Source organism: Mycobacterium sp. NPDC006124 (genome assembly GCF_040614235.1).
Lineage (GTDB): Bacteria > Actinomycetota > Actinomycetes > Mycobacteriales > Mycobacteriaceae > Mycobacterium.
Genome location: NZ_JBEXUA010000012.1, coordinates 1 through 22,962 on the forward strand (window position 1 = coordinate 1; position 22,962 = coordinate 22,962).

The window sequence follows — 22,962 nt, forward strand, 5'->3', positions numbered from 1 at the left end:
TCTTGGGGATAGGGCCTGGGCACTTGGACATCCTCTCAGCCCACCCGTCCCGGGCAAGCCAACTCAGATGTCACCTATTCGTGCAGCAGACCCGTTCGCCGGATCTTGTAGTCAATGAAGTCGTCTTCCGTCGCTTCTAGCCAGGTCAGCGGATCAACCTGTTTCCCCAGAAAGCCACACCACATGCCGATCTCGAGCGCATAGGTCTTTCTGGACGACAAATCCAGCGAGGTGAACTCTGGGCACGAATTGAAGTAGAGCACCAGCCATCCATCGAGCTCACCGTTGCCTGAGAGCAGAATTGGCGTGCCCTTCGCGACCCCCAGCGGGTACTCGTCAGGGTTTACCGAATTGCAGGCGTCCAGCACGGTGGAGTACCCCGTCGGCCAAGTCTCCCGCCGTGTTGTGGTCAGAACTGTCCACGTTTTTGCTGGTGCGGCAGCGGAGAGCACCCCCACAACGTAGGCCGATTCCCGACTTGATCCCGCCCGACACGCCCGCACATAGCCACTTCCTAGAGAAGTGCTGCGGGTACGGCAGGTCGGCGAGTCCACGTTCCTCGTCGGCGGCCACCATCTCCAGCAACGGCTCCAGCGAATGTGCCACCGATTCGATCTCGGCCCACGGATCCTTGCGTGTGGCAATGAGTTTCGGCACCGTGGCGATGGTGTAGTCGTCGGGATCGGCGGTCGAGAGATCTGCCCAGGACAGCGGCGTCGACACCGTGGCGATCTGGGTGCGGCGCGCCGAGTAGGCCGATGCGAAGGTGCGGTCCCGGGCGTTCTGGTTGTAGTCGACGAACAACCGCGTGCCCCGCTCCTCCTTCCACCACGACGTCGTGACCCGGTCGGGTGCGCGCCGCTCGACTTCGCGGGCCAGGGCGATGCCCGCCCGTCGCACCGCGATGAAGTCCCAGTCCGGCTCGATCCGGATGAAGACGTGCACGCCGCGACCGCCAGAGGTCTTCGGATAACCGACGATTCCGAGTTCGTCGAGGATGGGCTTGAGCACCTCGACGGCGATCTCGGCGGCGTCGTCGAAGTCGGTGCCTGGCTGGGGGTCGAGGTCGACGCGAAGTTCGTCGGGGTGTTCGGCGTCGGGACAGCGGACCTGCCACGGGTGGAAGGTGACGGTGCCCATCTGCGCGGCCCACGCGATCGCCGACGGGTGCGTCACCTTCAACGCGTCGGCGGTGCGCCCCGACGGAAACGTGACCTGGCAGGTTTGTAGGTAGTCGGGATGCTTTGCGGGCACTCGCTTCTGGTAGATCTCCTCCCCGTCGATCCCGTCGGGGAACCGCTGCAGATGAGTGGGTCGGTCCCGCAGCGCCGCCACCATTGGCCCGGCCACGGCCAGGTAGTAGTCGAACAGGACGCGTTTGGTGCCACCGGCGCCCAGCTTGGGAAAGTACACCTTGTCCGGACTGGTGAGCCGGACGGCTACGCCGTCGACGTCGACTTCCGTTGCGGGACTCGCCATTCCTAGCCCTCCAATACGTCGGACAGGTCGTAGTTGAGCGGTACGTCCAACTGCCCGAACGTGCAGCTCGACGGCTCTCGGTCCGGACGCCAGCGGACGAACTTGACGGCGTGGCGGAACCGCCGGTCGGTGTGGCCGTTGCCCTCCATCTGGTCATAGGCCACCTCGGCGACCTTCTCCGGTCGCACCGGGATCCACCGCTTGTCGGCGGCGGAGTTCCACCGGCTCGGATCGCCGTCGCGTACGTCGCCGTCGCGCAGGGGTTCGAGGTCGGCCAGCATCTTGATGCGATCCTTGACGCTGAAGGAGGCTGCGCCGCCGACCATCTGCAGCTCGCCGTCGTCGCGGTACAGACCAAGCAGCACCGACCCGACGCCCTCCCCGCTCTTGTGGATGCGGTACCCCATGGCGACGCAGTCGGCGTCGCGCTTGTGCTTGACCTTGATCATGTCTCGCTTGCCGGGCAGGTAGTGCCCGTCGAGCCGCTTGGCGATCACGCCGTCGAGGCCCGCGCCCTCGAACGTGGTGAGCCACTGCGTGCCGAGCTCGGGGTCGTGGGTGGTCCGGGTGACGTGACACCACGTCTTCTCCGACACGAGGTCGAGCAGCGCCTCGCGCCGAACGGAGAACGGTTCGGCGAGCAGCGACCGGTCCCCGGTGGCCAACGCGTCGAAGCCGATGAAGTGCGCGGGCGTCTGTTCGGCCAACATCGTGATCCGACTGTCGGCCGGGTGGATGCGCTGACTCAACGACTCCCAGTCCAGCCGGACGCGGCCGGCGAACTCCCGCGGCACCACGACCTCGCCGTCGAGCACGCATCGGGGCGCGAGTTCGTCGCGCAGCGAGTCGAGCAACTCGGGAAAGTACCGGCCGAGTTCCTTGCCGCTGCGCGACTGCAGCACCACCTCGTCGCCGTCGCGGAACGCCAGCGCCCGGAAGCCGTCCCACTTCGGCTCGTAGGACCACGTCCCCTCGTCAGCTTCCTTCCCCGTCGCCCCTGCCGCCTTCCCCGTCGCTCCGCTCGCCCCTGCCGCCTTCCCCGTCGCTCCGCTCGCCCCGATGGGCACCTGGGCAGCCGCCTTGGCGAGCATCGGCTCGACGGGCGGCATCACGGGGAGGTCCATGGTTCTCATATACACGCAGACCGCCCCGGCCAATCAATGTCATCGGCACCGACTTCGCATCCGACCAGCACTGGGCTAGATTGAGCGTGAAGAGCCACACGGGAGTGCACGCGAAGTGCGCTGAGAGGACGGCTGGCGCCGTCGACCGTACGAACCTGACCGGATCATGCCGGCGTAGGGAGTGAAAGCAGATGAGTTCAGAGACCGTTTCCCAACAGCCCACCGGCACCGCGCGCAGCCCCCATCGCTGGCGTGTCGTGGACATCGTCGTCGCCAGCGTCCTGGCCGTCGCGGCCGGACTGGTGTTCGTGCTGTGGAACGTCGCGTCGAATCCGATCGCCGCCCCGCTGGGCGCCGCGCTGCCCGGCCTCCAGGCGCTGGTGGGTGGCGGATGGCTGTTCGCGGGGGTGCTCACCGCCCTGGTGATCCGCAAGCCCGGCGCCGCGCTGTACGGCGAGTTGGTCGCCGCCACCGTCTCGGCGCTCGTCGGCAACCAGTGGGGCGTGCTGACCCTGGAGTCGGGGTTGGTGCAGGGACTCGGGGCCGAGTTGGTGTTCGCCGTGTTCCTCTATCGCCGATGGAATCTGCCGGTCGCCGTGTTGTCCGGAGCGGTCGCGGGCCTCGCTCTCGCGATCAACGACCTGACCCTCTGGTATCCCGGTTCGGCCGCCGCGTTCTCGGCGATCTACGTCGTCGCCGCGATCGTCTCGGGCGCAGTCCTTGCCGGCGCTCTGTCCTGGTTCGTCGTGCGCGGTCTGGCGAAGACCGGTGCACTGTCCCGCTTTCCGGCCGGCAGAGTGGGATCCCGGACCGACCTGCCCCGATGAACGTCCCGCCGTCGTCGTGCGGCGGCGTCTCGGTGTCCGCCCAGGGCTGGCATTGGCGGCACGCCGGCCGCGGGCGGTGGGCGTGCAAGGGGCTGGACCTGACCATCGAACCGGGCGAGCGGGTGCTGCTGCTCGGGGCCAGCGGATCGGGCAAATCGACTGTGCTGCACGGACTTGCCGGTCTGCTTGACAGCGGCGAGGACGGTGACGAGGCCGGCCGACTCCTGGTCGACGGGGCACCCCCGGCGACGCGCCGAAGCCGCATCGGCATGGTGCTGCAGAACCCCGACTCGCAGGTGATCCTCTCGAGGGTCGGTGACGACGTGGCGTTCGGCATGGAGAACTTCAACGTCGAACGCCCGGCCATCTGGCCGCGGGTCCGACGGGCACTGGCCGCCGTCGGTCTCGACGTTCCGCTGTCCCGCGAGACGTCGGCACTCTCGGGTGGGCAGCAACAGCGGCTGGCGCTGGCCGGGGTGCTGGCGATGAACCCCGGGCTCATCCTGCTCGACGAGCCCACCGCCAACCTAGATCCGGCCGGGGTGGTCGAGGTCCGCGACGCCGTCGCGGCCGCCGCCGAGTCGACCGGTGCGACGCTGGTCGTGGTCGAACACCGCACCGCGGTGTGGCTTCCCGTGGTCGACCGCGTGGTCGTCCTCGGCGAGGACGGACGGGTGGTGGCCGACGGGCCGCCCGAGGACACCCTGGCTCGGGAGCACGACCTGCTCGCTCGGGCCGGCGTCTGGCTGCCCGGGAAGGATCTTCCCGCTCTGGTCCGCCGGCACCCCCCGGGGGCGGCGCTGCTCGAGGCCGCCAACCTGTCGGTGGGCTACCGCGCCGGAGAGGGGTCACACGATCTCGGATTCCACGTCGACCGTGGGTCGGTCACGGTCGTCACCGGTCCGAACGGAACCGGAAAGTCCGCGCTGGCGCTCACGCTCGGCGGACTGCTGCCGCCGCGGGGTGGCACGCTGACCGCCGCAGAGGCCTTCGCTCCCACGCCGCGACGCCGGTCCCCCGTCGCCTGGAAGTCCCGGGAACTGCTCACCCGCATCGGCAGCGTGTTCCAAAATCCCGAACACCAATTCCTCACCGCCACCGTCCGCGACGAGCTGGCGCTCGGACCGCGCGCGCTGAAGAAGGACGAGATCGCCGTCGCCGAGGTCTGCGATTCGCTGCTGGACCGGTTGCACCTCACCCACCTCGCCGAGGTGAACCCCTACACGCTCTCCGGCGGAGAACAGCGCCGACTGTCGGTGGCCACGGTCCTGGCCACCGCACCGGAACTGGTCATCCTCGACGAGCCAACCTTCGGTCAGGATCGCAACACCTGGGAAGAACTGGTGCGGCTGCTCGCCGAGATCGCCGACGACGGAACCGCCGTCGTGGCGGTCACCCACGACCTGGACTTCGCCCGCCTACTGGCCGACCAACGGGTCGAGCTGGGGGCGTGGCACGCGGAGACCGCGTCGGACGTCCCGTGCTGAGCACCGCCGTCGAGGTCGCCCCGGGTCGCCTGGCGACGGTCAACCCGGTCGCGAAGCTCGCCGCCGCCTTGGTGATCGCCGTCGGGTTGGTGCTGAGCGTCGACTGGGTGTCGGCCCTGACCGCCCTGGTCCTGGAGGCCGTTCTCCTGCTGGCGTTGCGAGTTCCGTTGCGCACCATGCTCGTCCGTTCGGCGATGGTGGCGGTGGCGGCCGCACTGACGGCGGTGACCATTTTGCTCTACGGCGAGTCACGGGGCGTGGTGCACTGGCACTTCCTTCTCGTCAACGTGAGCGACGGCTCGATCACGTTGGCGGTGGCCACCTTTCTGCGGGTGCTGGCCATCGCCCTGCCGTCGGTGCTGCTGTTCGTCGGCACCGAACCGACCGAACTCGCCGACGGTCTGGGGCAGGTGCTACGACTTCCCGCACGCTTCGTGCTCGGCGCCCTGGCCGGCGTCCGCCTGGTGGGGTTGCTCGGCGAGGACTGGCGCTACCTCGGGTATGCACGACGGGCCCGCGGGGTTGCCGACCAGGCACGCGTGAGACGTGTTGCGGGCCAAGCCTTCGCACTGCTGGTCTCTGCGATCCGTCGCGGGTCGACGTTGGCCACGGCGATGGAGGCACGGGGTTTCGGCGCGCATCCGACGCGCACCTGGGCTCGGCCGTCGCCGTTCGGACGGCGGGAGGTCGCGTTGATCGCCGCGGGCTTCGCCATCGTCGCGGTGGCGATCGCGACGTCGGTCGGCACGGGGCATTGGAACCTCATTGCCACTCGATGACGTCGCCCGCGGGTTGACCGAGTCCGGGGCGCGGACGGTCCTCGTCGACGGCCGGTCCGGCTCGGGCAAGACCACGTTGGCCAAGGATCTGCGGCGGCGGTGGGACGGCAGCCAGATCCTGCGGCTGGACGACGTCTACCCCGGGTGGGACGGGCTGGCCTGGGCCGTCGAGCACGTCAGGAACGAACTGCTGGCTCCCCGCCACGAGGGCCTGCCCGGCCGCTGGCGCAGTTGGAACTGGGTGCGCGACGTCCCGGGCCGCTGGCACACCGTCGACCCCGACCAGCGGTTGATCGTCGAGGGCGTCGGCGCGCTCGACGCGCGGAGCCGCGCACTGGCCGACGTGGGCATCTGGGTCGAGACACCCGACGTTGAGCGCAAGCAGCGCGCACTGCTGCGCGACGGTGACACCTATCGGCCCCACTGGGACCGGTGGGCCGCCCAGGAGGAGGTCTACCTCGCGTGTCACGATCCGCGGTCGGCCGCCGACTGGGTGGTGACGGAGGCACCGGACGGATCTGTCTGGACCGCGCGGGACCCAGTGCCAGAATGACGGCGTGAAGCTGCCCGTCCTGCCGACGGTCCGGCCGATGCTCCGCCTCGGCGAAAGCAATCTTCCCGGGAGCTCACGCCACGCGCATCTTCACCAAGATCGACCAGGCTCTCGATGTTCCTGCCGACTACCAACCGGGAATGCAGCGATTCTTTGCGATGCAGGGCGGTGGTTCGAAGCCCTCGGTCACCGCACGAGGGATCGTCGAAGCGGTCACCGACGGCAAGAACGAGAAGGTCCGCTACTACACCGGGCCCGACGGCATCGCCATTCCGCGCGTCAAGCAGCTGTTGGGTTCCGAGTGGTACTGGGAAGAGTTCCGTACCGCCGCCAACGGCAGCCCGAGCGATCTGTGGAAAAGCCTCATGCCCGAGGGGACCGAGCCCGTCGAATTCGATCTCTGAGCCCGAGGTCCATCTTCTGACCGACTCCTCGACCGACGTCGAGGAGCTGGTCCTCGTAGTCCAAGGTCTACGGCGTCGCCTTGGCCAGCATCGGTTCGACGGGGAGCTAAACGGGAAGGTCCACGGGTTCCATACTCACGTAGACCGCAGCCGTGCGGCACTGTCATCGCGGCCGGTGCGACTCAACCCGGCCACCTCCCGCGCGCAACAATGAGGTCATGCAGCTACCCGTGATGCCGCCGGTGTCGCCGATGCTGGCGAAGTCGGTGACGGAGATCCCGCCCGACGCGTCCTACGAGCCGAAGTGGGACGGGTTCCGGTCCATCTGCTTTCGCGATGGCGACGAGGTCGAGTTGGGCAGCCGCAATGAGCGCCCCCTCACGCGCTACTTTCCGGAGCTGGTGTCGGCGGCGATGATCGAGTTACCGAGCCGCTGCGTGATCGACGGAGAGATCGTCATCGCCGGCGAGCGCGGTCTGGACTTCGAGACACTCCAGTTGCGTCTGCACCCCGCGGCATCCCGGGTGCGCCTGCTCGCGGAACGGACGCCCGCCTCGTTCATCGCCTTCGATCTGCTCGCGCTCGGCGAGACCGACTACACGGGTCGGCCGTTCGCGGAGCGCAGAGCCGCCTTGGTCAAGGCCATGGCCGCCTGCGGTCCCACCTTCCACGTCACCCCCGCCTCGACGAATCCGGTGACCGCCGAGCGATGGTTCGAGCAGTTCGAGGGCGCGGGGCTCGACGGCATCGTCGCGAAGCCGCTCACCGTGACCTATCAGCCGGACAAACGCGTGATGTACAAGATCAAGCATCGGCGCACCGCGGACTGCGTGGTCGCCGGCTACCGTGTGCACAAGTCCGGGGACGACGCCGTCGGCTCGCTTCTGCTCGGGCTGTATCGCGACGACGGCGCCCTGGCGTCGGTCGGCGTGATCGGCGCCTTCCCGATGGCCACGCGGCGCCAACTCTTCACCGAACTGCAGCCGCTGACGACCACCTTCAGCGATCATCCGTGGAATTGGGCGGCACACGCCGCGGACAACCCCACCCTGAAGCAGAGTTCGGCCGGTTCGCGGTGGAGCGCAGGCAAGGACCTCTCCTTCGTGCCGTTGCGGCCTGAACGCGTGGTCGAGGTTCGCTACGACCACATGGAGGGCGAGAGATTTCGTCACACCGCACAGTTCAATCGGTGGCGACCCGACCGTGAGCCGCGCTCCTGCACCTACTCCCAACTCGAGGTCCCGATGACCTTCGACTTGCGCGACATCGTCTCGGGCCTCGGTCCGACCTGACCCGCGGTAGCCACGCGCATCCTCAGCGAGGGAGGACTCCGCAAGATACGTCGTCACGCCGGGGTCCAGGGCGTAGGCACCAGTCAACCACCCCACGCGTGGCCTTCGAGCCGCTTGCCTTCGGCGCCGTCCCGGCCTCGATTGGCCGAGCGTCAGCCGTTCTTGCCCGTGGCGCCGTCGGCTCCATTGCTCGCAGTCCCCGACGCTCCATTGGCCCCGTTCGAGCTGGTGCCAGCCTTGCCGCTGGCACCGCTTGATCCCGGATTTCCTGGTGCCCCAATGGATCCAGTTGCTCCTGCGAGTCCATCGGCACCCTTGCCGCCGGTGGCTCCCGTGGCTCCGGTGGCGCCGGTGCTGCCTTGGCTGCCGGTGCTGCCGAAGATGGCGCCGCCGCCCGCGCCGCCTCGACCACCCTGGCCGCCTGCGCCGCCCTGGCCGCCTGCGCCGCCAGTGCCCCCGGAGCCACCTGCGCCACCTGCGCCTGCTTGGCCGGCCGCCCCGCCGGCCCCGCCGGCCCCGGCTTGCCCGGCGGCGCCACCCGATCCGCCGGTGCCGCCGAGTCCGGGCGTGCCCGCCGCGCCGCCCGCACCCCCTGCGCCGCCAGCACCGGCGGGACCGTTCGCGACAGAGCCTGCGCCGCCGTGACCGCCGTCCCCACCGTTGCCGCCATTCGCACCGTTGGCGTCGCCGCCGGAGCCGCCGTCGCCGCCGGTGCCTCCGTTGCCCGCGTCGCCGCCGGTACCGCCGTCACCGCCGTTGCCCGCGTCGCCGCCGGCGCCTCCGACGCCGCCGTTCGCACCCGATCCGCCACTCCCGCCGCTCCCCCCGGTGCCGCCCGAGCCGCCCGAACCACCGGCGCCACCGGAACCGAACAGGCCAGCCGCTCCACCCTTTCCGCCGGCGCCGCCGGCGAGACCGGCTGTGCCCGCACCGCCCGCAGTGCCGTCGCCGCCCTTCGCTCCTGCCCCGCCGGTGGCGCCATCGGCGCCCTGTCCGCCGTTCGTGCCGTTCGTGCCGTTCGTGCCGTCGGTGCCGTTGGTGCCGTTGGTGCCGTTGCCGGCGACGCCGCCGGCCGCGCCGACGCCACCGGTGCCGCCCGTTCCGCCGACGCCGCCGAAGTTGCCGCCTCGGCCGCCCTGGCCGCCGGTTCCTCCGGTGGCACCCGCTCCGCCGGTCCCGCCCATTCCGCCGGTTCCACCGCCGGTTCCTCCGTAACCGCCGGTGCCGCCGGTACCTCCGGTGGCTCCCGCTCCGCCGGCTCCGCCCGGTCCGCCGTCTCCGCCTCTCGTACCGCCGCTGCCACCGGTCCCGCCGGTGCCTCCGGTAGAGCCGGCGACCCCGCCCCCGCCGGCACCGCCGGGTCCTCCCGCAGTACTACCGTTGCCGCCGTTGCCGCCGGTCCCGCCGGGATTACCGAGCCCACCTGCGCTGCCCGGAAGCCCCAGGACGCCGTTCGGCGTCACCCCGCCGTTCGCCCCGGTGGTGCCGGGCGGGCCCATGGGTGGCCCGGGCGTCGGGTTCACGCCGTTGGCGCTCATGCCATCGACACCACGTGTCCCGGGGTCTCCGTCGACCCCGTCGGTCCCGTCGTCGCCGCGCGCTCCGTCGACGCCGTTCGTCCCCTTCTCGCCCGCGGCGCCAACGGCGGTGCTGTCAGCGCCCGCCACACCGGTGGTTCCAGCTATGCCCTTGCCTCCGCGACCGCCGTCGCCGCCATTTCCGATCAGCAAGCCGCCTCGGCCACCGTCCCCGCCGGTCGCTCCAGCAACGGTGGCGTCGCCGCCCATGCCGCCGTTGCCGATGAGCCCGGCGTCGCCGCCGCGGCCACCATTGGCGCCGCGGCCGCCGTTGCCGAAGAAGAAGCCGCCGTTTCCGCCGTTGCAGGCCGTTCCGACGCAGTCTGCGGCGGCGTCCGCACCATTGCCGATGAAGGCACCGATGAGCGCCGCGAAGGGGTCGGGCGCCGCAGGGGCAACGCCGGACACCGAGGGCACCATCAACGCATAGAGCCCAGGAGTCGAACCCACCGTCGATTTGCCACCGCGATCGGTCGCCGAGTGCCTCGACGGATCGATGACCCACCACGGGAGCGGCGTGGACGCCAGCATCAGGTCGACCGACTGGCTCGCCGCGTCGCGGGTCGCGTTATCGTTCGCGCCGGTGTCGGCGTGTGCCGGACCCGCCAGCAGCAGACCCGTGCCGGTCAACGCGGCGCCCACGGTCAACATCGGCAGGAGGCGCAGGCACCGCTGCGTCATCATGCTCCGACTCGCGAGATGGCGTGCATACCGGTCATGTCGGAACTCCTCAGAATCCTTGGATCGAGCGCTTCGGGCAAACTAGCATCGTGAGGCCGCATATGTAAACATCGGCGTTCCTGGATCGCTGAGCGGGTTCTTATCGTGCAGTCTGACCAAGCCGACGCACCTTTCTCTTGCGTTCGGGGCTACCTATCTCCCGACGCCGCCAACAGTTCGCAACGTCCTGCCGCCAAAGGCGATCCGAGCCGCACCGCGGGGCCGGTGCTGCCCATCACGTCGGACATGCCAGCGCAGAAGTTCCGGAACGAGCTGCGACTGCTGTGAGACCACGACCGCCCGGGTCCGCAAGCGCATTCCCTTTGTCTCTAGTCGTCAGCAAGCGTCATCGCCCTCCTGGCCGAGGAGTCGGCCGGGGTGGTGGTGGTAGTTGATGCGGGCTTGCCCGACGTCGAGTTCGGGCGGCGGGATCCATTCGGCGATCCCGTTGCGCAGGATGACGGTCCAGCCGGCTTCGGCGAGGCGGTTGTCGGCGCCGCAGGCCAGGACTTCTTCGTCGATGTTGGTTTGTCCGCCCTTGGCCCACCCGTTGGTGTGGTGGACCTGGGTGCCGTAGCCCGGGACGGTGCAGCCGGGCTTGGTGCACCCCCGGTCTCGGGCGTGCAGCACGACGCGGTGGGCCTTCGGGGCGATGCGTTTGGACCGCCCGCAGTACAGCGCTTCGTTGGTGTGGGTGTCGAACACGGTCAGGTAGTGGATGGCGTGCGAGGCGATTCGGATCAGGTCACCCATCGGCAGCAGCGTCCCGCCCGCGGTGACACCCGATCCGGCGGCCTTCTCCAAGTCCTGCACGGTCGTGGAGACGATCACGGTGACGGGCAGGCCGTTGTGCTGACCCAGCTCGCCGGAGGCCAACGCGGAGCGGCCGACGGCGATGAGCGCGTCGTGCTGGCGTTGCCCCAGGGTGCGGCCGTCGGCGTCGATCTGGGCTTGCGACGGTGTGCCGGAGGTGCACGGGTGCTCGTCGTCGGGGTTGCACATGCCGGGGGCGGCGAGTTTGGCGATGATGGGTTCGAGGGTGGCGCGGAACTCGGGGGTGACCCAGCCGGTGATGCGGCTCATCCCATGGGGTCCTTGCGGACCCAGGAGCAGGCGGCGTTTACGGGCGCGGTGCTGATCGTCGGGTTCGGGGCCGTCCTGATCGATCAGGGTGGCCAGGGTGGCGGCGTCCTGGCGTAGAGTCTGCGGTCCGGTTTGTGTGGCGATGCGCACCAGGGAGGCCTCGGACTGCTCCCGCGTCACGGGGTCGACCCAGCCGGGCAGATCGTCGAGGAAGGTGCGGATGACCTCGACGTGCTCCGGGCCGATCGTGCCGGCGGCGCGGGCGGCGGCGGTCCGAGCGAGCAGCGGGGCCATCGCCTCGCCGGTGAACGAAGTCCGCGGCCCCAGATCGGTGGCCTCGGCCAGCCGCCGGGTGGCCTCGCGGCCGGAGATCCGCAGCCGCTGCGTCAGCACCGACTTCAGCGACTTCGAGCCCAGCTCGGTCGGGGAGACCTCGCGCAGGAGCCGGGCCAAGACTTGGTGCTCCAGCGTCGGTACCCGCCACGCCGCGGTCTGGATCTCACCGAGCAGCTCGAGCAGTTCGGGGTGGGTGAACCCGTCACAGTCCAGGACGACCAACTCCGTGACCGCCGCGGTGTAGGCGGCAACCGCGGCGGCGACCCGATCCGAACTCATACCCGAACACTAGTTCGACCCACCGACAGAAAAGCCGGGGCTGTGACCAGTGAAACCGAAGTGACACAGGGGTTTTGAACGATTGGCGAGCGTGCGTCGAGAGCCACATTCGGTAGGCGTGTCGCGGAGGAGGAGGGGTCAGTGGTCGGCGGCGTACAGGTGCACCAGCCCCGACGCCACCGCGAAGCGCGGTCCGTGACGGGCGTCGACGTTGGCGCGGCCCACCACCGTCGCGGTGGCGCGCAGGGCCTCGGAGACGGTGCGCAGCAGCTCGTCGTCCAGCGCCCCTCCCCCGGCCAGCACCAGCGCGGGCGGCGGCGCGTCGAAGGCCCGTAGGCAGCGGACGATGTTGGCCGCGACGGTCTCCTGCTTGACGGCCAACCGCAGACTGCGCCATTCCTCGGCAGCCAGTTTGTGGGAGAACGGCACCAGGCCCGCGCTGCCGCGGGTGCACAACCGGCCGATCGCGTCGGCGGGCGCCGGGCTGTCGAGGAACAGCCGGCGACCGTCCTCCTCATGGGCCACGTGCGGCCCCTCCACCCGCAGGGCGGGCGTCCGCTTGACCCGTTCGGCCAGAGCCCGGGGAACGCCGAGCACCCTGGCGACGGCCGTCGTGATCGCCTCACCCGCGCCGGCCGCGGTCACCTCCCGGCCCTCGCCGATGAGATCGATCGTGCCGCCGCCGATGTCGCAGACGACGGTGCCCGGTGGCAACCCGGGGGTCGTGCGTGCGCCGGCGGCCGCGGCGGCCGGTTCGCCGGCGACGGTCCGCGTCGGACGGCCGGTCAGCCGCGCCAGAGTCTCCGCGGCGTCGGCGACCAGGTCGGCGGCGAGCAGCGCGACGACGGTTCCGCGAGTGTCGGCGACGCCTCGCCGCAACCATGCCCCGTCGTCGATGGAGGAGAGGTCGGTGAAGAACGCGTCATCGACGGCCAGGCCGTCTCGCGCCGACCGCACCGCCCCGAGTCGCACCTCGACCACGGTGCCGGGTGGCGAGAGTCGCAGGACGACGTGCGCCTGGGCGGGTGAGTACCGCACCACCTCACCGTCGACCATGCAGTCGACGTAGTCGTCGTCGACGGCAGGCGGCTCGGGTGGTCCGGTTCGCGGCGTGACCGCCAGGGCCGGGGAATCGGCCAGCTCCCTGGTGAATTCGGCGACCTCGGCGATGTGGTCGTGGCCCAACTCGAGGGCGACGCACAGTGCGATCGGGTCGGCCATGGCGCGGTAGGCACGGCCCTCGGCGACGACCTCGACGGCGATCAGTGCACCGGGTTCGACGCCGTCGAGCGCGACCTCGTCGACCACCGGTACGTCGACCGAGATGCGGTTGCGGATGAGCACGGCGTCGTCCTGCGCGGCGATTACCCCGACGACGGCCCAGCCTCGCGCCACGGCGGCGTCGATCTCCCGTGCGGCGACCTCGAAGTCGGTGTCTCGGTCGACCGAAACGATTGCGGGACCGCTGATTACGTCACCACCAAGGCTGTGCAGCGGACGGTGCCGTCCGACGCCGAATCCCGTGCCCGCGGGGGTGCTCGCGTCGACGGCGCGCAGGCTGCGCACCGGCGAGCGCGGGGAGGTCGGCGGCGGGAGTGGCGCGGTCGCCGTGTCCACCGGTCGCAGTGCGGCCAGAAGGATTTCGTCCACCTCGACACCGGCCTCGACCTGCAATTTATGCAGCAGCGCCGCGGCGCCCTCCAGCGACTCGGCGGAACCCTTGCGGCCGCGGGTGGGTGCCTGCCCGTGCACCACCCGTTCGACCGCACCACCGCTCACCCGTGCGACGACGATCTCGGTGGTGTGGTTGCCGACGTCCACCCCGGCGACCACGGCCGTCACCGCAGCAGGCCCCGGCGGGCGTAGACGGCAGCAGCTTGGCGGACCAGTTCGGCGCACCGCGCGGCACCACGCGTCTCGAGGGAGACCCGCAGCGACTCCAACTCCTCGACGGTCGAGCGGTGGGGGCGCAGCGCCTCGTAGAGTCTCATGACGTCTTCATCGTCGATGAGCGCGAGTTCGGCTGCGCGAAGGAAGTTCTCGGCCAGTTGCGGGTTGCCGCCCTCCTCGGCGACGACGGCCTGATGCGCGAGGGTGGCCGGGTCCATCCGGAGATCGGCGAGACCGAGGTTGCCGTTGACCGCTGCCTCGACGGTGAAGTCCTCGGGTTTCATCGGGTCATCCGGACGGTCATCGGCGGCTGGCCCGGTTCGCTGGCCTCGCGTTCGCGGGCGACCAGCGCCACCGCACGCGCGTGGTAGCGCGCCGAGATGGACTCGTCGGTACCACCGGTGAAGATCGGCACGGGAGCCATTCCCTTGGCGTGCCGCGCCGCGTTCTTCCCCAGTTCGCGGTACATCCGGTCGGTCAGCAGCGGTGCCACGCTGAACAGCTCCAGATTGGCCAGGGGTGACAGGTCGCGGCGGTGGATCAGCGCGGTTCCCTTGCCCTGCAGGCCGATTCCAATGCCCGATCCCGACAGCCGGGCAGCGGTCAGCCCGATCATGCCGACGTCGATGGTCGACCGAATCCGCACCAGTCGGGGCACGCAGCCCTCCTCCTCCAAACCGGCGGCGATCTGACGGAGCACCTCGCCGACGGTCAGGCCACACAGCGACAGCCACACCGAGCGCCCGAGGGCAGGCGAGAGCCCGATGCACACCTCGCGGGGATCGCTCCCCTGCCTGGCGATCTCGACGTCGTCGAAGGTGACGTGACCCTGATGCTCGGCCTGGTCGGCGGTCAGCTCGTCGGCCGTGCGGGCTTGGCGGATCGCGTCGATCTCGGCACGCCGCTGCGCCGTCAGGGTGTAACCGGTGCCGGGGCCGCGATAATCGTTGGGATCGGTGATCTTCGAGAGCACCCGGAAGTCCGCGTCGAAGATGGCCGAGGTCTGCAGTTGGTCACCACGCAACCGCTCGCGGGTCAGCGCCATGATGGCGTCGGCTTCCTCGTCGTACCCCGTTCGCTTCAGGGAGGCGATGACGTCGAACACCGTCAGCTGCTTGGCCTCGATGGCGGTGGCGGCCTCTGCGACCGCCTTCGGGTCACCCGGTGACAGGTCGCGGGAACCGTTGGCCACGACCACCGCGTCGACGCGCTCGTCGTCGAAGTCGGCCAGACCGAGGTCTCGGTAGACGGCCTGCACGGCCGTGGCGGCGCGCCGACGTACGCGCGCCAACTGCTCGACCGCGACGGTGCGAAGCCCACCGTCGACGCCCCAGTCGCGTTGCAGGACCAGGAAGTCGTCCATGTCGTCGGAGTTGAAGTTCGACAGCGCAAAGGCGTTGTCGTAGCGCGGGATCGAGCCGAATCCCGAGAAGATGAAGTCGGCCCCGGCCAGCAGCACCGGCAGCGTGTGGGCGCTTCGTCGGACGTCGGATTCGGAGATCAGATTGTCGTTGCCCGCACACGATTCGAGATCGCGCAGCATGACCATCAGATTCTCGGCGAGCAGCTCCTTCATTCCGTCGGGCACCGAGGCCACCACACCGACGCCGTCGATGCCACCGTTTTGCACACCCTGGGAGCCCAGCGCCCGGGCCAGCGAGACGCAGCGCGACTCCAGGTAGAGGATGGAGCACTTCTCGGCCGCGCCCATCAGCACCTCGGCGCCGCCGCCGCTGGTGACCCGCATCTTGAGCCCGCGCGAGGCGTAGGCCGAGGTGAGGATCGCCTTCGAGAACGGGGTGTCGTCGCCGTCGACGAACACCTGCTCGGTGCCGTAGAGGGAGATGGTCTCGGCGTAGCTGGTCAACCCGCGCAGGCCCAACCGCAGCTCCAGCGCCTCCTCGATCGAGCACTGGGCCATCGCACCCGGGACGCCGACCTGGCTGCCGATCAGCAACGCGACCGCATTCGACGGCGCGTCCCCGAGCACCGGCACCGTGGTCTCGACTTCCCGGAAACCGTAGGCGACGGCGCTGGCCGCGTCGGCGGCGATCAGCAGCGGGTCGTCGAGCTGGTTGGTCACGTGGGCCTGGTTGCTCGGCGTGCGCCGGGCCCGCATCCTGGTCATGGCCATCTGCATCTCGACCGGGGAGAGCAGCGCGACCACGCGCGCCATCTTGGCCGGCGTGAGACCGGCGAACAGCCGCACCACCTCGGACCGCGGGACGTTGAAGTCCACCGTCATGCGAGCCAACGCCTGTTCGTCGGTCGCCATCGCCTCCTCGGCCACGGCGAGATCGAGGCCGTAGAGGGCGATGAATTCGTCGATCACGTCGAACTCGTCGACCGACTTGCCGTCCAGTTCGACGACCCGCCTGCCCTCGGGTCCGTCCTCCAGTCTCAGCGACGGTTCGGGGTCGAACGGGCTCTGCATGGCCACCAGCCCGAGGGCGGGGTTGGTGACGCTGAAGCCGTCGAGGTTGACCGGCTTGGCATCCAGGACGCGCATCCGCCCCTGGTCGAGATCGGCGGAGCGGTCTTCGGTGCGGTGTGAGTCATCGTCCACGACCGTTACCGCCCTAGTCTCGTACTACGTTGTCCTCGTACACGATTCGACCGATCAGATCATACCGTCGCGGATCGCGCAGTTTGAAGTACAGCGCCATCGCCGCGCCGACGACGAACAGCACGACCACGATCCACGGGGTGAGCTTGAACAGCAGCGTGCCCGATGCCGCACCTGCGGCCGCGTCCTTGTGCTCCCACAGCAGGTAGACCACGTAGAGCATGCCGATGCCACCGAGCAGGGGCGCCAGGAACGTCTTGAACCAGTGTGCGCTCGACGGGTGGTTCTTGTGGAAGTGGAAGTAGGCGATCACCGCGAAGGCGCACAGTGCCTGCACCACCAGGATCGCCATCGTGCCGAGGATCGCCAGCAGTGTGTACATGTGGATGTAGGGGTCCATGCCGGCGAAGTAGAAGGCCAGGATGAGGACCAGCGTGATGCCGGTCTGCACGAAGGACGCGATGTGCGGCGATCCGTGGGTGGGATGGGTGGCGCCGATCGACTTCTGCAGCCCCTTCGACAGGCCCTCGCGGCCAAGGGCATACAGGTACCGCGACGCGCAGTTGTGGAAGGCCATGCCGCAGGCGAAGGACCCGGTCACCAGCAGGATGTTGAACAACGTGATGGCCCACTCGCCGTAGGTGCTGCGCACGTTGCCGAAGAAGATCTCCGAGGACGTGTCGGCACTCTGGGCCAGCTCCACCGACTTGGCGGGGCCGGTGCCCGCGATCGCCATCCACGACACGAAGACGTAGAAGATGCCGACGCCGAGCACGCTGATCATGGTGGCGCGCGGGATGATTCGCTTGGGATCCTTGGACTCCTCGCCGTACATCGCGGTGGATTCGAAGCCGACCCAGGACCAGAACGCGAAGAACAGTCCGAGGCCGGCGCTGGCGCCGGCGACCGCGGCCGGGGTGAACGCACCGATGGGGTTGAGCGTCTCGGCGACGGCGAACCCGTCGGGGCCGCCGCCCTTGAACAGCACCGCCAGTGCGCCGAGGGACAACATCACGATCTCGGTCACCAGGAAGACGCCGAGCACCTTGGCCGTCAGGTTGACGTCGAAGTAGGTCAGGATGCAGTTGAGCACCATCATCAGGATCGCGGGCGCCAACCAGGGCACGGTGACGTCGAACTGCGACTTGAACAGGTTCTGGAAGAAGAACGAGAAGATGCCGATCAGGGAGGCCTCGAACACGATGTAGGCCATGGTGATCAGCAGTCCGCTGGCCATGCCGATCACGCGGCCGAGTCCGTGGGAGATGTAGCCGTAGAACGCGCCGGTGGCGGTGATGTGCTTGGCCATGGTGGCGTAACCGATGGCGAACAGACCCAGCACGACGGTGGCGACGATGTAGCCGGCGGGCGCGTGCGATCCGTTGCCGAAACCTACGGCGATCGGGACGTTGCCGACCATCGCGGTGATCGGCGCGGCGGTGGCCACCGCCATGAAGATGACACCGACGGTGCCGACGGCGTTGCGCTTCAGCCGTTGGACGTCACCGGTGTTCTCGTCGCGAGATACGACTTGATCGGTCATCTGGGGAGTCACCTTCCGAGGGAGCGACGTGGGGTCCGGCGGTGACCCGGTGTGCTGTGGCCCACAGTCGAACTTCCGTATATTGGCACCACCAAATAGATCGCGCAACCGTTCCGGCTGTCCATTGACAGAAATGGTCCAACCTTTTTAGGGTGGGGTGCCTCGCAGCCAGCGCGTGCGCGAGCCGTCTCAGGGCAGGGAGTCCACGTTGTTCGACTACGGCACGTTCTCGTTCGAGTCCAAGGCCCAGGTTCTCGAACAGGCGAAGAAGTACTGGAATCCCGACAAGACCCAGTTCTGGACCGACGCGGGAGTCGATCTGGTCATCGACCGTCGCGAGGGTTACCACCTCTGGGACATGGACGGTCGCCAGTTGATCGACATGCACCTCAACGGCGGCACCTACAACCTCGGTCACCGCAACCCGGAGATCAAGGCCGCCCTGATCGAGGCCATGGACCACTTCGACGTCGGCAACCACCACTTCCCCTCGGTGGCTCGCACGGCCTTGGCGCAGCGCCTGGTCGAGTCGGCGCCCGCGTCGATCACCAAGGTGGCCTTCGGCTCCGGCGGAGGCGAGGCCATCGACATCGCCCTCAAGAGCGCGCGGCACGCCACCAAGCGTCGCAAGATCGTGTCGATCATCAAGGCCTACCACGGCCACACCGGGCTCGCCGTCGCCACCGGCGACGACCGCTTCTCCAAGCTGTTCCTCTCCGACCGTCCCGACGAGTTCGTACAGGTGCCCTTCGGTGACGTCGACGCGATGGAGCAGGCCCTCGCGTCCGGCGACGTCGCGGCCGTCATCATGGAGACCATCCCCGCGACCTACGGATTCCCGCTTCCCCCAGTGGGTTACCTCGAAGCGGTCAAGGAGCTCACCGAGCGTCACGACACGCTCTACATCGCCGACGAGGTGCAGACCGGCCTGATGCGCACCGGCGAGATGTGGGGCATCACCAAGCACGGCATCGAACCCGACATCATGGTCTCCGGCAAGGGCCTCTCCGGCGGCATGTATCCGATCACCGCGGCGATGCTCGGCGAGCGGGCCGCACAGTGGCTCGACGAGGACGGCTTCGCCCACATCTCGACCTTCGGTGGGGCGGAGCTCGGCTGCGTCGCCGCCATCAAGACCCTCGAGATCACCGGCCGCCCCGAAGTCCGGGACAACGTGCACGCCATCACCGACGTCTTCGCTCGGGGATTGGCCCGCATCCAAGCCGACAACGCCGACTGGTTCGTCGGCATCCGGCAGAACGGGGTGATCATCGGACTGGAGTTCGACCACCCCGAGGGCGCGAAGTTCGTGATGCGCGAACTGTACGAGAACGGCGTGTGGGCCATCTTCTCCACGCTCGATCCCCGTGTGCTGCAATTCAAGCCGGGTCTGCTCATGACTCGCGAACTGTGCGACGACGTGCTAGAACGCTTGGACGTGGCAGTCGGCAAGGCCGCCGTGGCAGCGAAGGCGGGATAGGCATGACCCAGGCGGGATTCGTCTCCGACGAGGTCGACATCGCGAGAGCCGCGCTGTCGGACTACGAGCGGCCCGCCCGCGCCAGCCTGCGTCTGCTGAACCTGTCGGAGAACGCGACCTACGAAGTCGTCGACGACGACACCGGGGTCCGGTCGATCCTGCGCGTCCACCGCAAGGGTTACCACAGCCGGTCGGAGATCGAGTCCGAGCTCGACTGGCTCGACGCGCTGCGACGCGACGCAGACGTCACCGTCCCCGTCGTGCGCCCCGCGCGTGACGGCAGTCGGGTGGTCACCGTGGACCAGGACGGGACCGCCCGGTACGTCGTGCACTTCGAGATGGTCGCGGGCACCGAGCCCGACGAGAAGGCGCTCACCGCGACGGACTTCCACACCCTGGGCCGCATCACCGCTGCGCTGCACGACCATTCGACCACCTGGACCCGACCGTCGGGGTTCAAGCGGTTCTCGTGGGACTGGCAGCACAGCCTCGGCGATCGACCACGCTGGGGCCGCTGGGAGGATGCCACCGGAGTCGGCGAGGCCGAGCGGCGGGTGCTCGACCCGGCGCGCGACCTGCTCCGACGGCGGCTCGACGACTACGGGACCGGACCGGAGGTCTTCGGGCTCGTGCACGCCGACCTGCGGCTGGCCAATCTGCTCGTCGACGGCCCGGGCACCGCCGGCAAGATCACGGTCATCGACTTCGACGACTGCGGATTCGGTTGGCACTTCTACGACTTCGGCACCGCGGTGTCCTTCTTCGAGGACGATCCGGCGGTGCCCGAATGGCAAGACGCGTGGGCGGCAGGTTATCGGACCAGGCGCCCGCTCCCGGCGTCCGACGAGGCGATGCTGCCGTCGTTCGTCCTGCTGCGCCGGCTGCTCCTGCTGGCTTGGATGGGTTCGCATGGTCACTCCAGGGAGTCCCAGGCCATGTCGATCACCTACGCCAAGGGCAGCTGCGACCTCGCCGAGCGCTACCTCGGCTCCAACGGCCTCCGATTGGCCTGACGTTCACCCCCAACGCCCAAAGGCATTGAAAGGCAACACATGTTCCAGTCACTGCAGGGCCGAACGGCCATCGTCACCGGCGGCAGCCGGGGCATCGGTCGCGGCATCGCCGAGACGTTCGCGGCCGCCGGCGTCAACGTGGTCATCACTGGTCGCAGCCAGGTCGACGTCGATGCCGCCGTCACGGCACTCGCCGGTGCGCCCGGCACGGTGACCGGCGTCGCGGCAGACGTCACCAGCCCCGAGGACTGCCGGAAGGTCGTCGCCGCGGCGGTGCAGCGTCACGGCGGACTCGACATCGTGTGCGCGAATGCGGGAATCTTCCCGTCGGCCCGACTCGAAGACCTCACCCCCGAGGACCTCGAAGAGGTGCTCGGGGTCAACTTCAAGGGCACGGTCTACATCATCCAGGCCGCGCTGTCTGCGCTGACCGACAGCGGCCACGGTCGCGTCGTCGTGACGTCGTCGATCACCGGCCCCTACACCGGGTACCCCGGGTGGTCGCACTACGGCGCAAGCAAGGCCGCCCAACTCGGCTTCATCCGCACTGCGGCAATGGAGTTGGCGCCCAAGAACATCACCGTCAACGCCGTGCTGCCCGGCAACATCATCACCGAGGGCCTCGTCGAGATGGGCCAGGACTACATGGACCAAATGACCGCGTCCATCCCCGCGGGGCGCCTCGGCACGGTGGCCGACATCGGCAACGCCGCGCTGTTCTTCGCCACCGACGAGGCCGGTTACGTCACCGGGCAATCGCTGGTCGTCGATGGAGGCCAGATCCTGCCCGAGTCCCAGGCGGCGATCGCGGAGCAGTAGCGCCGCGACCCCCTAGAATTGGTCTAGCCGAATCGAGCGGGGGTCCACTGTTGACGAAGTCGACCGAGGAACTGCGGCGTCGCATCGTCGCCGACATCAACGCCGGCGTCCCGGGCTCGAAGCTCGGCAGCGAACGCGATCTCGCCGAGCGGTATTCGACGAGCCGCTCGAGCCTGCGCCAGATGCTCGCCGCGCTGGAGGAGGCGGGGCTGGTCCACCGCGTGATCGGTCGCGCGGGTGGCATCTTCATCAGCCACGCTCAGGTGCAGCGCAGCCTGGCCAACGTGGTGGGGGTGCCCGCCTTCCTCGCCAACCAGGGTTACGTCGCGGGCACCCGCGTGCTGGCGACCAAGATCGCCGCGCCCGACCGCACCACCCAGTCGGCCCTGCAGATCGGCGCCACGGATCTGATCGTCGAGATCCAGCGCGTTCGCCTGGCCGACGGCTCCCCCATCTCGCTGGAGTTGGCGCAGTTCCCCGCCGAGTCGTTTCCCGGGTTGCTGGAGAAGCAACTCGGCGGTTCCATCTACGAGATCCTCGAGAACGACTACGGACTCGTCACCTCCCGAGCCGACGAGCGGATCGAGGCGGTCAACGCCACGCCGGAGGAGGCGTCGCTGCTCGCGGTCAAGGCGCGGTCGGCCCTCCTGCTGATCACCCGCGTCACCTTCGACCAGAACGACGCGCCGTGCGAATTCTCGCGCGACCTGTTCCGCGGTGACCGCACCCGACTGGGTGTGACCGTGCAAGGCCGCGGCATCGGTGTGCACTCGCCCGTCGCCGCGGCGACCGTGGCGCTGCACAGCTGACCCGAGAGGTCGTCGATGACACCCGCCGGACGATTCGCCCCGAGCCCGTCGGCCGATCTGCACGTCGGCAATCTGCGCACGGCGGTCCTGGCCTGGCTGTTCGCCCGTTCCACCGGACGGCGCTTCCTGGTGCGCGTCGAGGATCTCGACGACCGCGCCAAGGACGACGTCGCGCAGCGCCAACTCGACGACCTGGCCGCGATCGGCGTGACGTGGGACGCCGCGCCGGAGCGCCAGGCCGACCACGAGGCGCGGTACGCCGCGGTGGTCGAGGACCTGACCGCTCGTGGCATGACCTACGAATGTCATTGCAGCAGAAGGGATATCCTCTCCGCGCCGCGTGCACCGCACGCTCCGGAGGGCGCGTATCCCGGCACCTGCCGCGACCTCACCGATGCCGAACGCGTTGCGCGCGCGACCACCGGGCGGCCACCCGCGGTGCGGCTGCGATCCGAGGTCGCCGAATACACCGTCACCGATCTACTGCGCGGCAGCTACACCGGGGTGGTCGACGACTTCGTGTTGCGCCGTGGTGACGGCGTCCCGGCCTACAACCTCGCCGTCGTGGTCGACGACGCCGCCCAGGGCGTCGACCAGGTGGTGCGGGGCGACGATCTGCTGCCGTCCTCGCCGCGACAGGCCTACCTCGGCGCGCTGCTCGGCCACCGGGCGCCGACCTATGCCCACGTCGCGCTGGTGCTCAACGCCGACGGCAAGCGGTTGGCCAAGCGCGACGGCGCCGTCACCCTCGCCGAGCTCGGAACGCCCCACGCGGTGGCACTGATCGCCGCCTCACTGGGGTACTCCGCGACGACGGTGGACGGGATGCTCGCCGAATTCGACCCGGCCCGCCTGCCACGAGAACCTTGGATTTACCAGCCCGACTGAGGAAAACCCTATGC

The 22,962-nt window shown here is 69.2% G+C and carries 20 protein-coding genes and 1 riboswitch; of the genes, 11 read left to right on the forward strand and 9 right to left on the reverse strand.

Annotation, left to right across the window (positions count from 1 at the left end; translation table 11 throughout):
• Positions 1–74: 74 nt before the first annotated feature.
• The 3 genes from ABZ195_RS21600 to ABZ195_RS21610 are packed head-to-tail and all read right to left on the reverse strand — an operon-like array spanning position 75 to position 2,612.
• On the reverse strand, positions 75–368 hold the full coding sequence (locus ABZ195_RS21600) for a hypothetical protein (RefSeq protein ID WP_355221384.1): 294 nt from the start codon (positions 366–368) through the stop codon (positions 75–77).
• Positions 337–1,479 carry a non-homologous end-joining DNA ligase gene (gene ligD, locus ABZ195_RS21605; protein ID WP_355221386.1) on the reverse strand — a complete coding sequence of 381 codons (1,143 nt, stop codon included), beginning with the start codon at positions 1,477–1,479 and terminating at the stop codon, positions 337–339. The genes ABZ195_RS21600 and ligD overlap by 32 nt, the downstream gene beginning before the upstream one ends.
• A gap of 2 nt (positions 1,480–1,481) precedes the next feature.
• A complete protein-coding gene (locus ABZ195_RS21610; protein ID WP_355221660.1) occupies positions 1,482–2,612 on the reverse strand; it encodes an ATP-dependent DNA ligase in 1,131 nt (376 codons plus the stop codon).
• Positions 2,613–2,691: 79 nt separating this feature from the next.
• A riboswitch (TPP riboswitch) is annotated at positions 2,692–2,801 on the forward strand.
• Between ABZ195_RS21610 and ABZ195_RS21615 the strand changes: the two genes are divergently transcribed.
• The 6 genes from ABZ195_RS21615 to ABZ195_RS21640 all read left to right on the forward strand — a co-directional run bounded on the left by ABZ195_RS21615 (position 2,795) and on the right by ABZ195_RS21640 (position 7,945).
• Positions 2,795–3,430, forward strand: coding sequence for an ECF transporter S component (locus ABZ195_RS21615; protein ID WP_355221387.1), 636 nt, complete (start codon positions 2,795–2,797; stop codon positions 3,428–3,430). It overlaps the preceding riboswitch by 7 nt.
• Positions 3,427–4,917: an ATP-binding cassette domain-containing protein gene (locus ABZ195_RS21620; RefSeq protein ID WP_355221389.1), complete on the forward strand. Its 1,491-nt coding sequence runs from the start codon at positions 3,427–3,429 to the stop codon at positions 4,915–4,917. Before ABZ195_RS21615 ends, ABZ195_RS21620 begins: the two co-directional genes overlap by 4 nt.
• Positions 4,918–4,946: 29 nt before the next feature.
• Entirely contained in the window at positions 4,947–5,696 is a 750-nt protein-coding gene (locus tag ABZ195_RS21625; RefSeq protein WP_355221661.1) for an energy-coupling factor transporter transmembrane component T, read from the forward strand.
• On the forward strand, positions 5,683–6,249 hold the full coding sequence (locus ABZ195_RS21630; RefSeq protein WP_355221390.1) for a hypothetical protein: 567 nt from the start codon (positions 5,683–5,685) through the stop codon (positions 6,247–6,249). Before ABZ195_RS21625 ends, ABZ195_RS21630 begins: the two co-directional genes overlap by 14 nt.
• 140 nt (positions 6,250–6,389) lie before the next feature.
• Complete coding sequence (locus ABZ195_RS21635) at positions 6,390–6,653, forward strand: hypothetical protein (protein WP_355221392.1); 264 nt, start codon at positions 6,390–6,392, stop codon at positions 6,651–6,653.
• A gap of 218 nt (positions 6,654–6,871) precedes the next feature.
• Positions 6,872–7,945, forward strand: coding sequence for an ATP-dependent DNA ligase (locus ABZ195_RS21640; RefSeq protein WP_355221394.1), 1,074 nt, complete (start codon positions 6,872–6,874; stop codon positions 7,943–7,945).
• Between the two features lie 152 nt (positions 7,946–8,097).
• Here the strand turns inward: ABZ195_RS21640 and ABZ195_RS21645 are convergent, their stop codons facing one another.
• The 6 genes from ABZ195_RS21645 to ABZ195_RS21670 form a co-directional block, all read right to left on the reverse strand.
• Complete coding sequence (locus ABZ195_RS21645; RefSeq protein ID WP_355221396.1) at positions 8,098–10,206, reverse strand: PGRS repeat-containing protein; 2,109 nt, start codon at positions 10,204–10,206, stop codon at positions 8,098–8,100.
• Positions 10,207–10,578: 372 nt separating this feature from the next.
• Complete coding sequence (locus ABZ195_RS21650; protein WP_355221398.1) at positions 10,579–11,940, reverse strand: HNH endonuclease signature motif containing protein; 1,362 nt, start codon at positions 11,938–11,940, stop codon at positions 10,579–10,581.
• 138 nt (positions 11,941–12,078) lie between these two features.
• Positions 12,079–13,773, reverse strand: a complete 1,695-nt coding sequence (locus tag ABZ195_RS21655) for a diol dehydratase reactivase ATPase-like domain-containing protein (protein ID WP_355221663.1) — start codon at positions 13,771–13,773, stop codon at positions 12,079–12,081.
• Between the two features lie 5 nt (positions 13,774–13,778).
• Complete coding sequence (locus ABZ195_RS21660) at positions 13,779–14,114, reverse strand: diol dehydratase small subunit (RefSeq protein WP_355221399.1); 336 nt, start codon at positions 14,112–14,114, stop codon at positions 13,779–13,781.
• Positions 14,111–16,339: a propanediol/glycerol family dehydratase large subunit gene (locus ABZ195_RS21665; RefSeq protein ID WP_355221664.1), complete on the reverse strand. Its 2,229-nt coding sequence runs from the start codon at positions 16,337–16,339 to the stop codon at positions 14,111–14,113. The genes ABZ195_RS21660 and ABZ195_RS21665 overlap by 4 nt, the downstream gene beginning before the upstream one ends.
• Before the next feature lie 70 nt (positions 16,340–16,409).
• A complete protein-coding gene (locus tag ABZ195_RS21670) occupies positions 16,410–17,939 on the reverse strand; it encodes an APC family permease (RefSeq protein ID WP_355221401.1) in 1,530 nt (509 codons plus the stop codon).
• Between the two features lie 208 nt (positions 17,940–18,147).
• Between ABZ195_RS21670 and ABZ195_RS21675 the strand changes: the two genes are divergently transcribed.
• From ABZ195_RS21675 to gluQRS, 5 genes are read left to right on the forward strand one after another with little or no spacing between them, the layout of a single operon-like run.
• A complete protein-coding gene (locus ABZ195_RS21675) occupies positions 18,148–19,419 on the forward strand; it encodes an aminotransferase class III-fold pyridoxal phosphate-dependent enzyme (RefSeq protein ID WP_355221665.1) in 1,272 nt (423 codons plus the stop codon).
• 2 nt (positions 19,420–19,421) lie between these two features.
• Complete coding sequence (locus ABZ195_RS21680; protein ID WP_355221403.1) at positions 19,422–20,432, forward strand: phosphotransferase; 1,011 nt, start codon at positions 19,422–19,424, stop codon at positions 20,430–20,432.
• 39 nt (positions 20,433–20,471) lie between these two features.
• Positions 20,472–21,251 carry a 3-oxoacyl-ACP reductase FabG gene (gene fabG, locus ABZ195_RS21685; protein WP_355221405.1) on the forward strand — a complete coding sequence of 260 codons (780 nt, stop codon included), beginning with the start codon at positions 20,472–20,474 and terminating at the stop codon, positions 21,249–21,251.
• 50 nt (positions 21,252–21,301) lie between these two features.
• Positions 21,302–22,060 (forward strand): GntR family transcriptional regulator, encoded by a 759-nt coding sequence (locus ABZ195_RS21690; protein WP_355221407.1) that lies wholly within the window; start codon positions 21,302–21,304, stop codon positions 22,058–22,060.
• A 15-nt stretch (positions 22,061–22,075) separates the two neighbouring features.
• Complete coding sequence (gene gluQRS, locus ABZ195_RS21695) at positions 22,076–22,948, forward strand: tRNA glutamyl-Q(34) synthetase GluQRS (protein WP_355221409.1); 873 nt, start codon at positions 22,076–22,078, stop codon at positions 22,946–22,948.
• The last annotated feature ends 14 nt before the right edge of the window (positions 22,949–22,962 follow it).

What these genes read in the sequence shown, in the direction of transcription:
- ligD (WP_355221386.1), bottom strand. Translation starts at nt 1,479, where the DNA reads ATGGCGAGTCCCGCAACGGAAGTCGACGTCGACGGCGTAGCCGTCCGG.
- ABZ195_RS21610 (WP_355221660.1), bottom strand. Translation starts at nt 2,612, where the DNA reads ATGAGAACCATGGACCTCCCCGTGATGCCGCCCGTCGAGCCGATGCTC.
- ABZ195_RS21615 (WP_355221387.1), top strand. Translation starts at nt 2,795, where the DNA reads ATGAGTTCAGAGACCGTTTCCCAACAGCCCACCGGCACCGCGCGCAGC.
- ABZ195_RS21620 (WP_355221389.1), top strand. Translation starts at nt 3,427, where the DNA reads ATGAACGTCCCGCCGTCGTCGTGCGGCGGCGTCTCGGTGTCCGCCCAG.
- ABZ195_RS21635 (WP_355221392.1), top strand. Translation starts at nt 6,390, where the DNA reads ATGCAGCGATTCTTTGCGATGCAGGGCGGTGGTTCGAAGCCCTCGGTC.
- ABZ195_RS21640 (WP_355221394.1), top strand. Translation starts at nt 6,872, where the DNA reads ATGCAGCTACCCGTGATGCCGCCGGTGTCGCCGATGCTGGCGAAGTCG.
- ABZ195_RS21645 (WP_355221396.1), bottom strand. Translation starts at nt 10,206, where the DNA reads ATGATGACGCAGCGGTGCCTGCGCCTCCTGCCGATGTTGACCGTGGGC.
- ABZ195_RS21650 (WP_355221398.1), bottom strand. Translation starts at nt 11,940, where the DNA reads ATGAGTTCGGATCGGGTCGCCGCCGCGGTTGCCGCCTACACCGCGGCG.
- ABZ195_RS21660 (WP_355221399.1), bottom strand. Translation starts at nt 14,114, where the DNA reads ATGAAACCCGAGGACTTCACCGTCGAGGCAGCGGTCAACGGCAACCTC.
- ABZ195_RS21665 (WP_355221664.1), bottom strand. Translation starts at nt 16,339, where the DNA reads ATGCGCGTCCTGGATGCCAAGCCGGTCAACCTCGACGGCTTCAGCGTC.
- ABZ195_RS21670 (WP_355221401.1), bottom strand. Translation starts at nt 17,939, where the DNA reads ATGACCGATCAAGTCGTATCTCGCGACGAGAACACCGGTGACGTCCAA.
- ABZ195_RS21680 (WP_355221403.1), top strand. Translation starts at nt 19,422, where the DNA reads ATGACCCAGGCGGGATTCGTCTCCGACGAGGTCGACATCGCGAGAGCC.
- fabG (WP_355221405.1), top strand. Translation starts at nt 20,472, where the DNA reads ATGTTCCAGTCACTGCAGGGCCGAACGGCCATCGTCACCGGCGGCAGC.
- gluQRS (WP_355221409.1), top strand. Translation starts at nt 22,076, where the DNA reads ATGACACCCGCCGGACGATTCGCCCCGAGCCCGTCGGCCGATCTGCAC.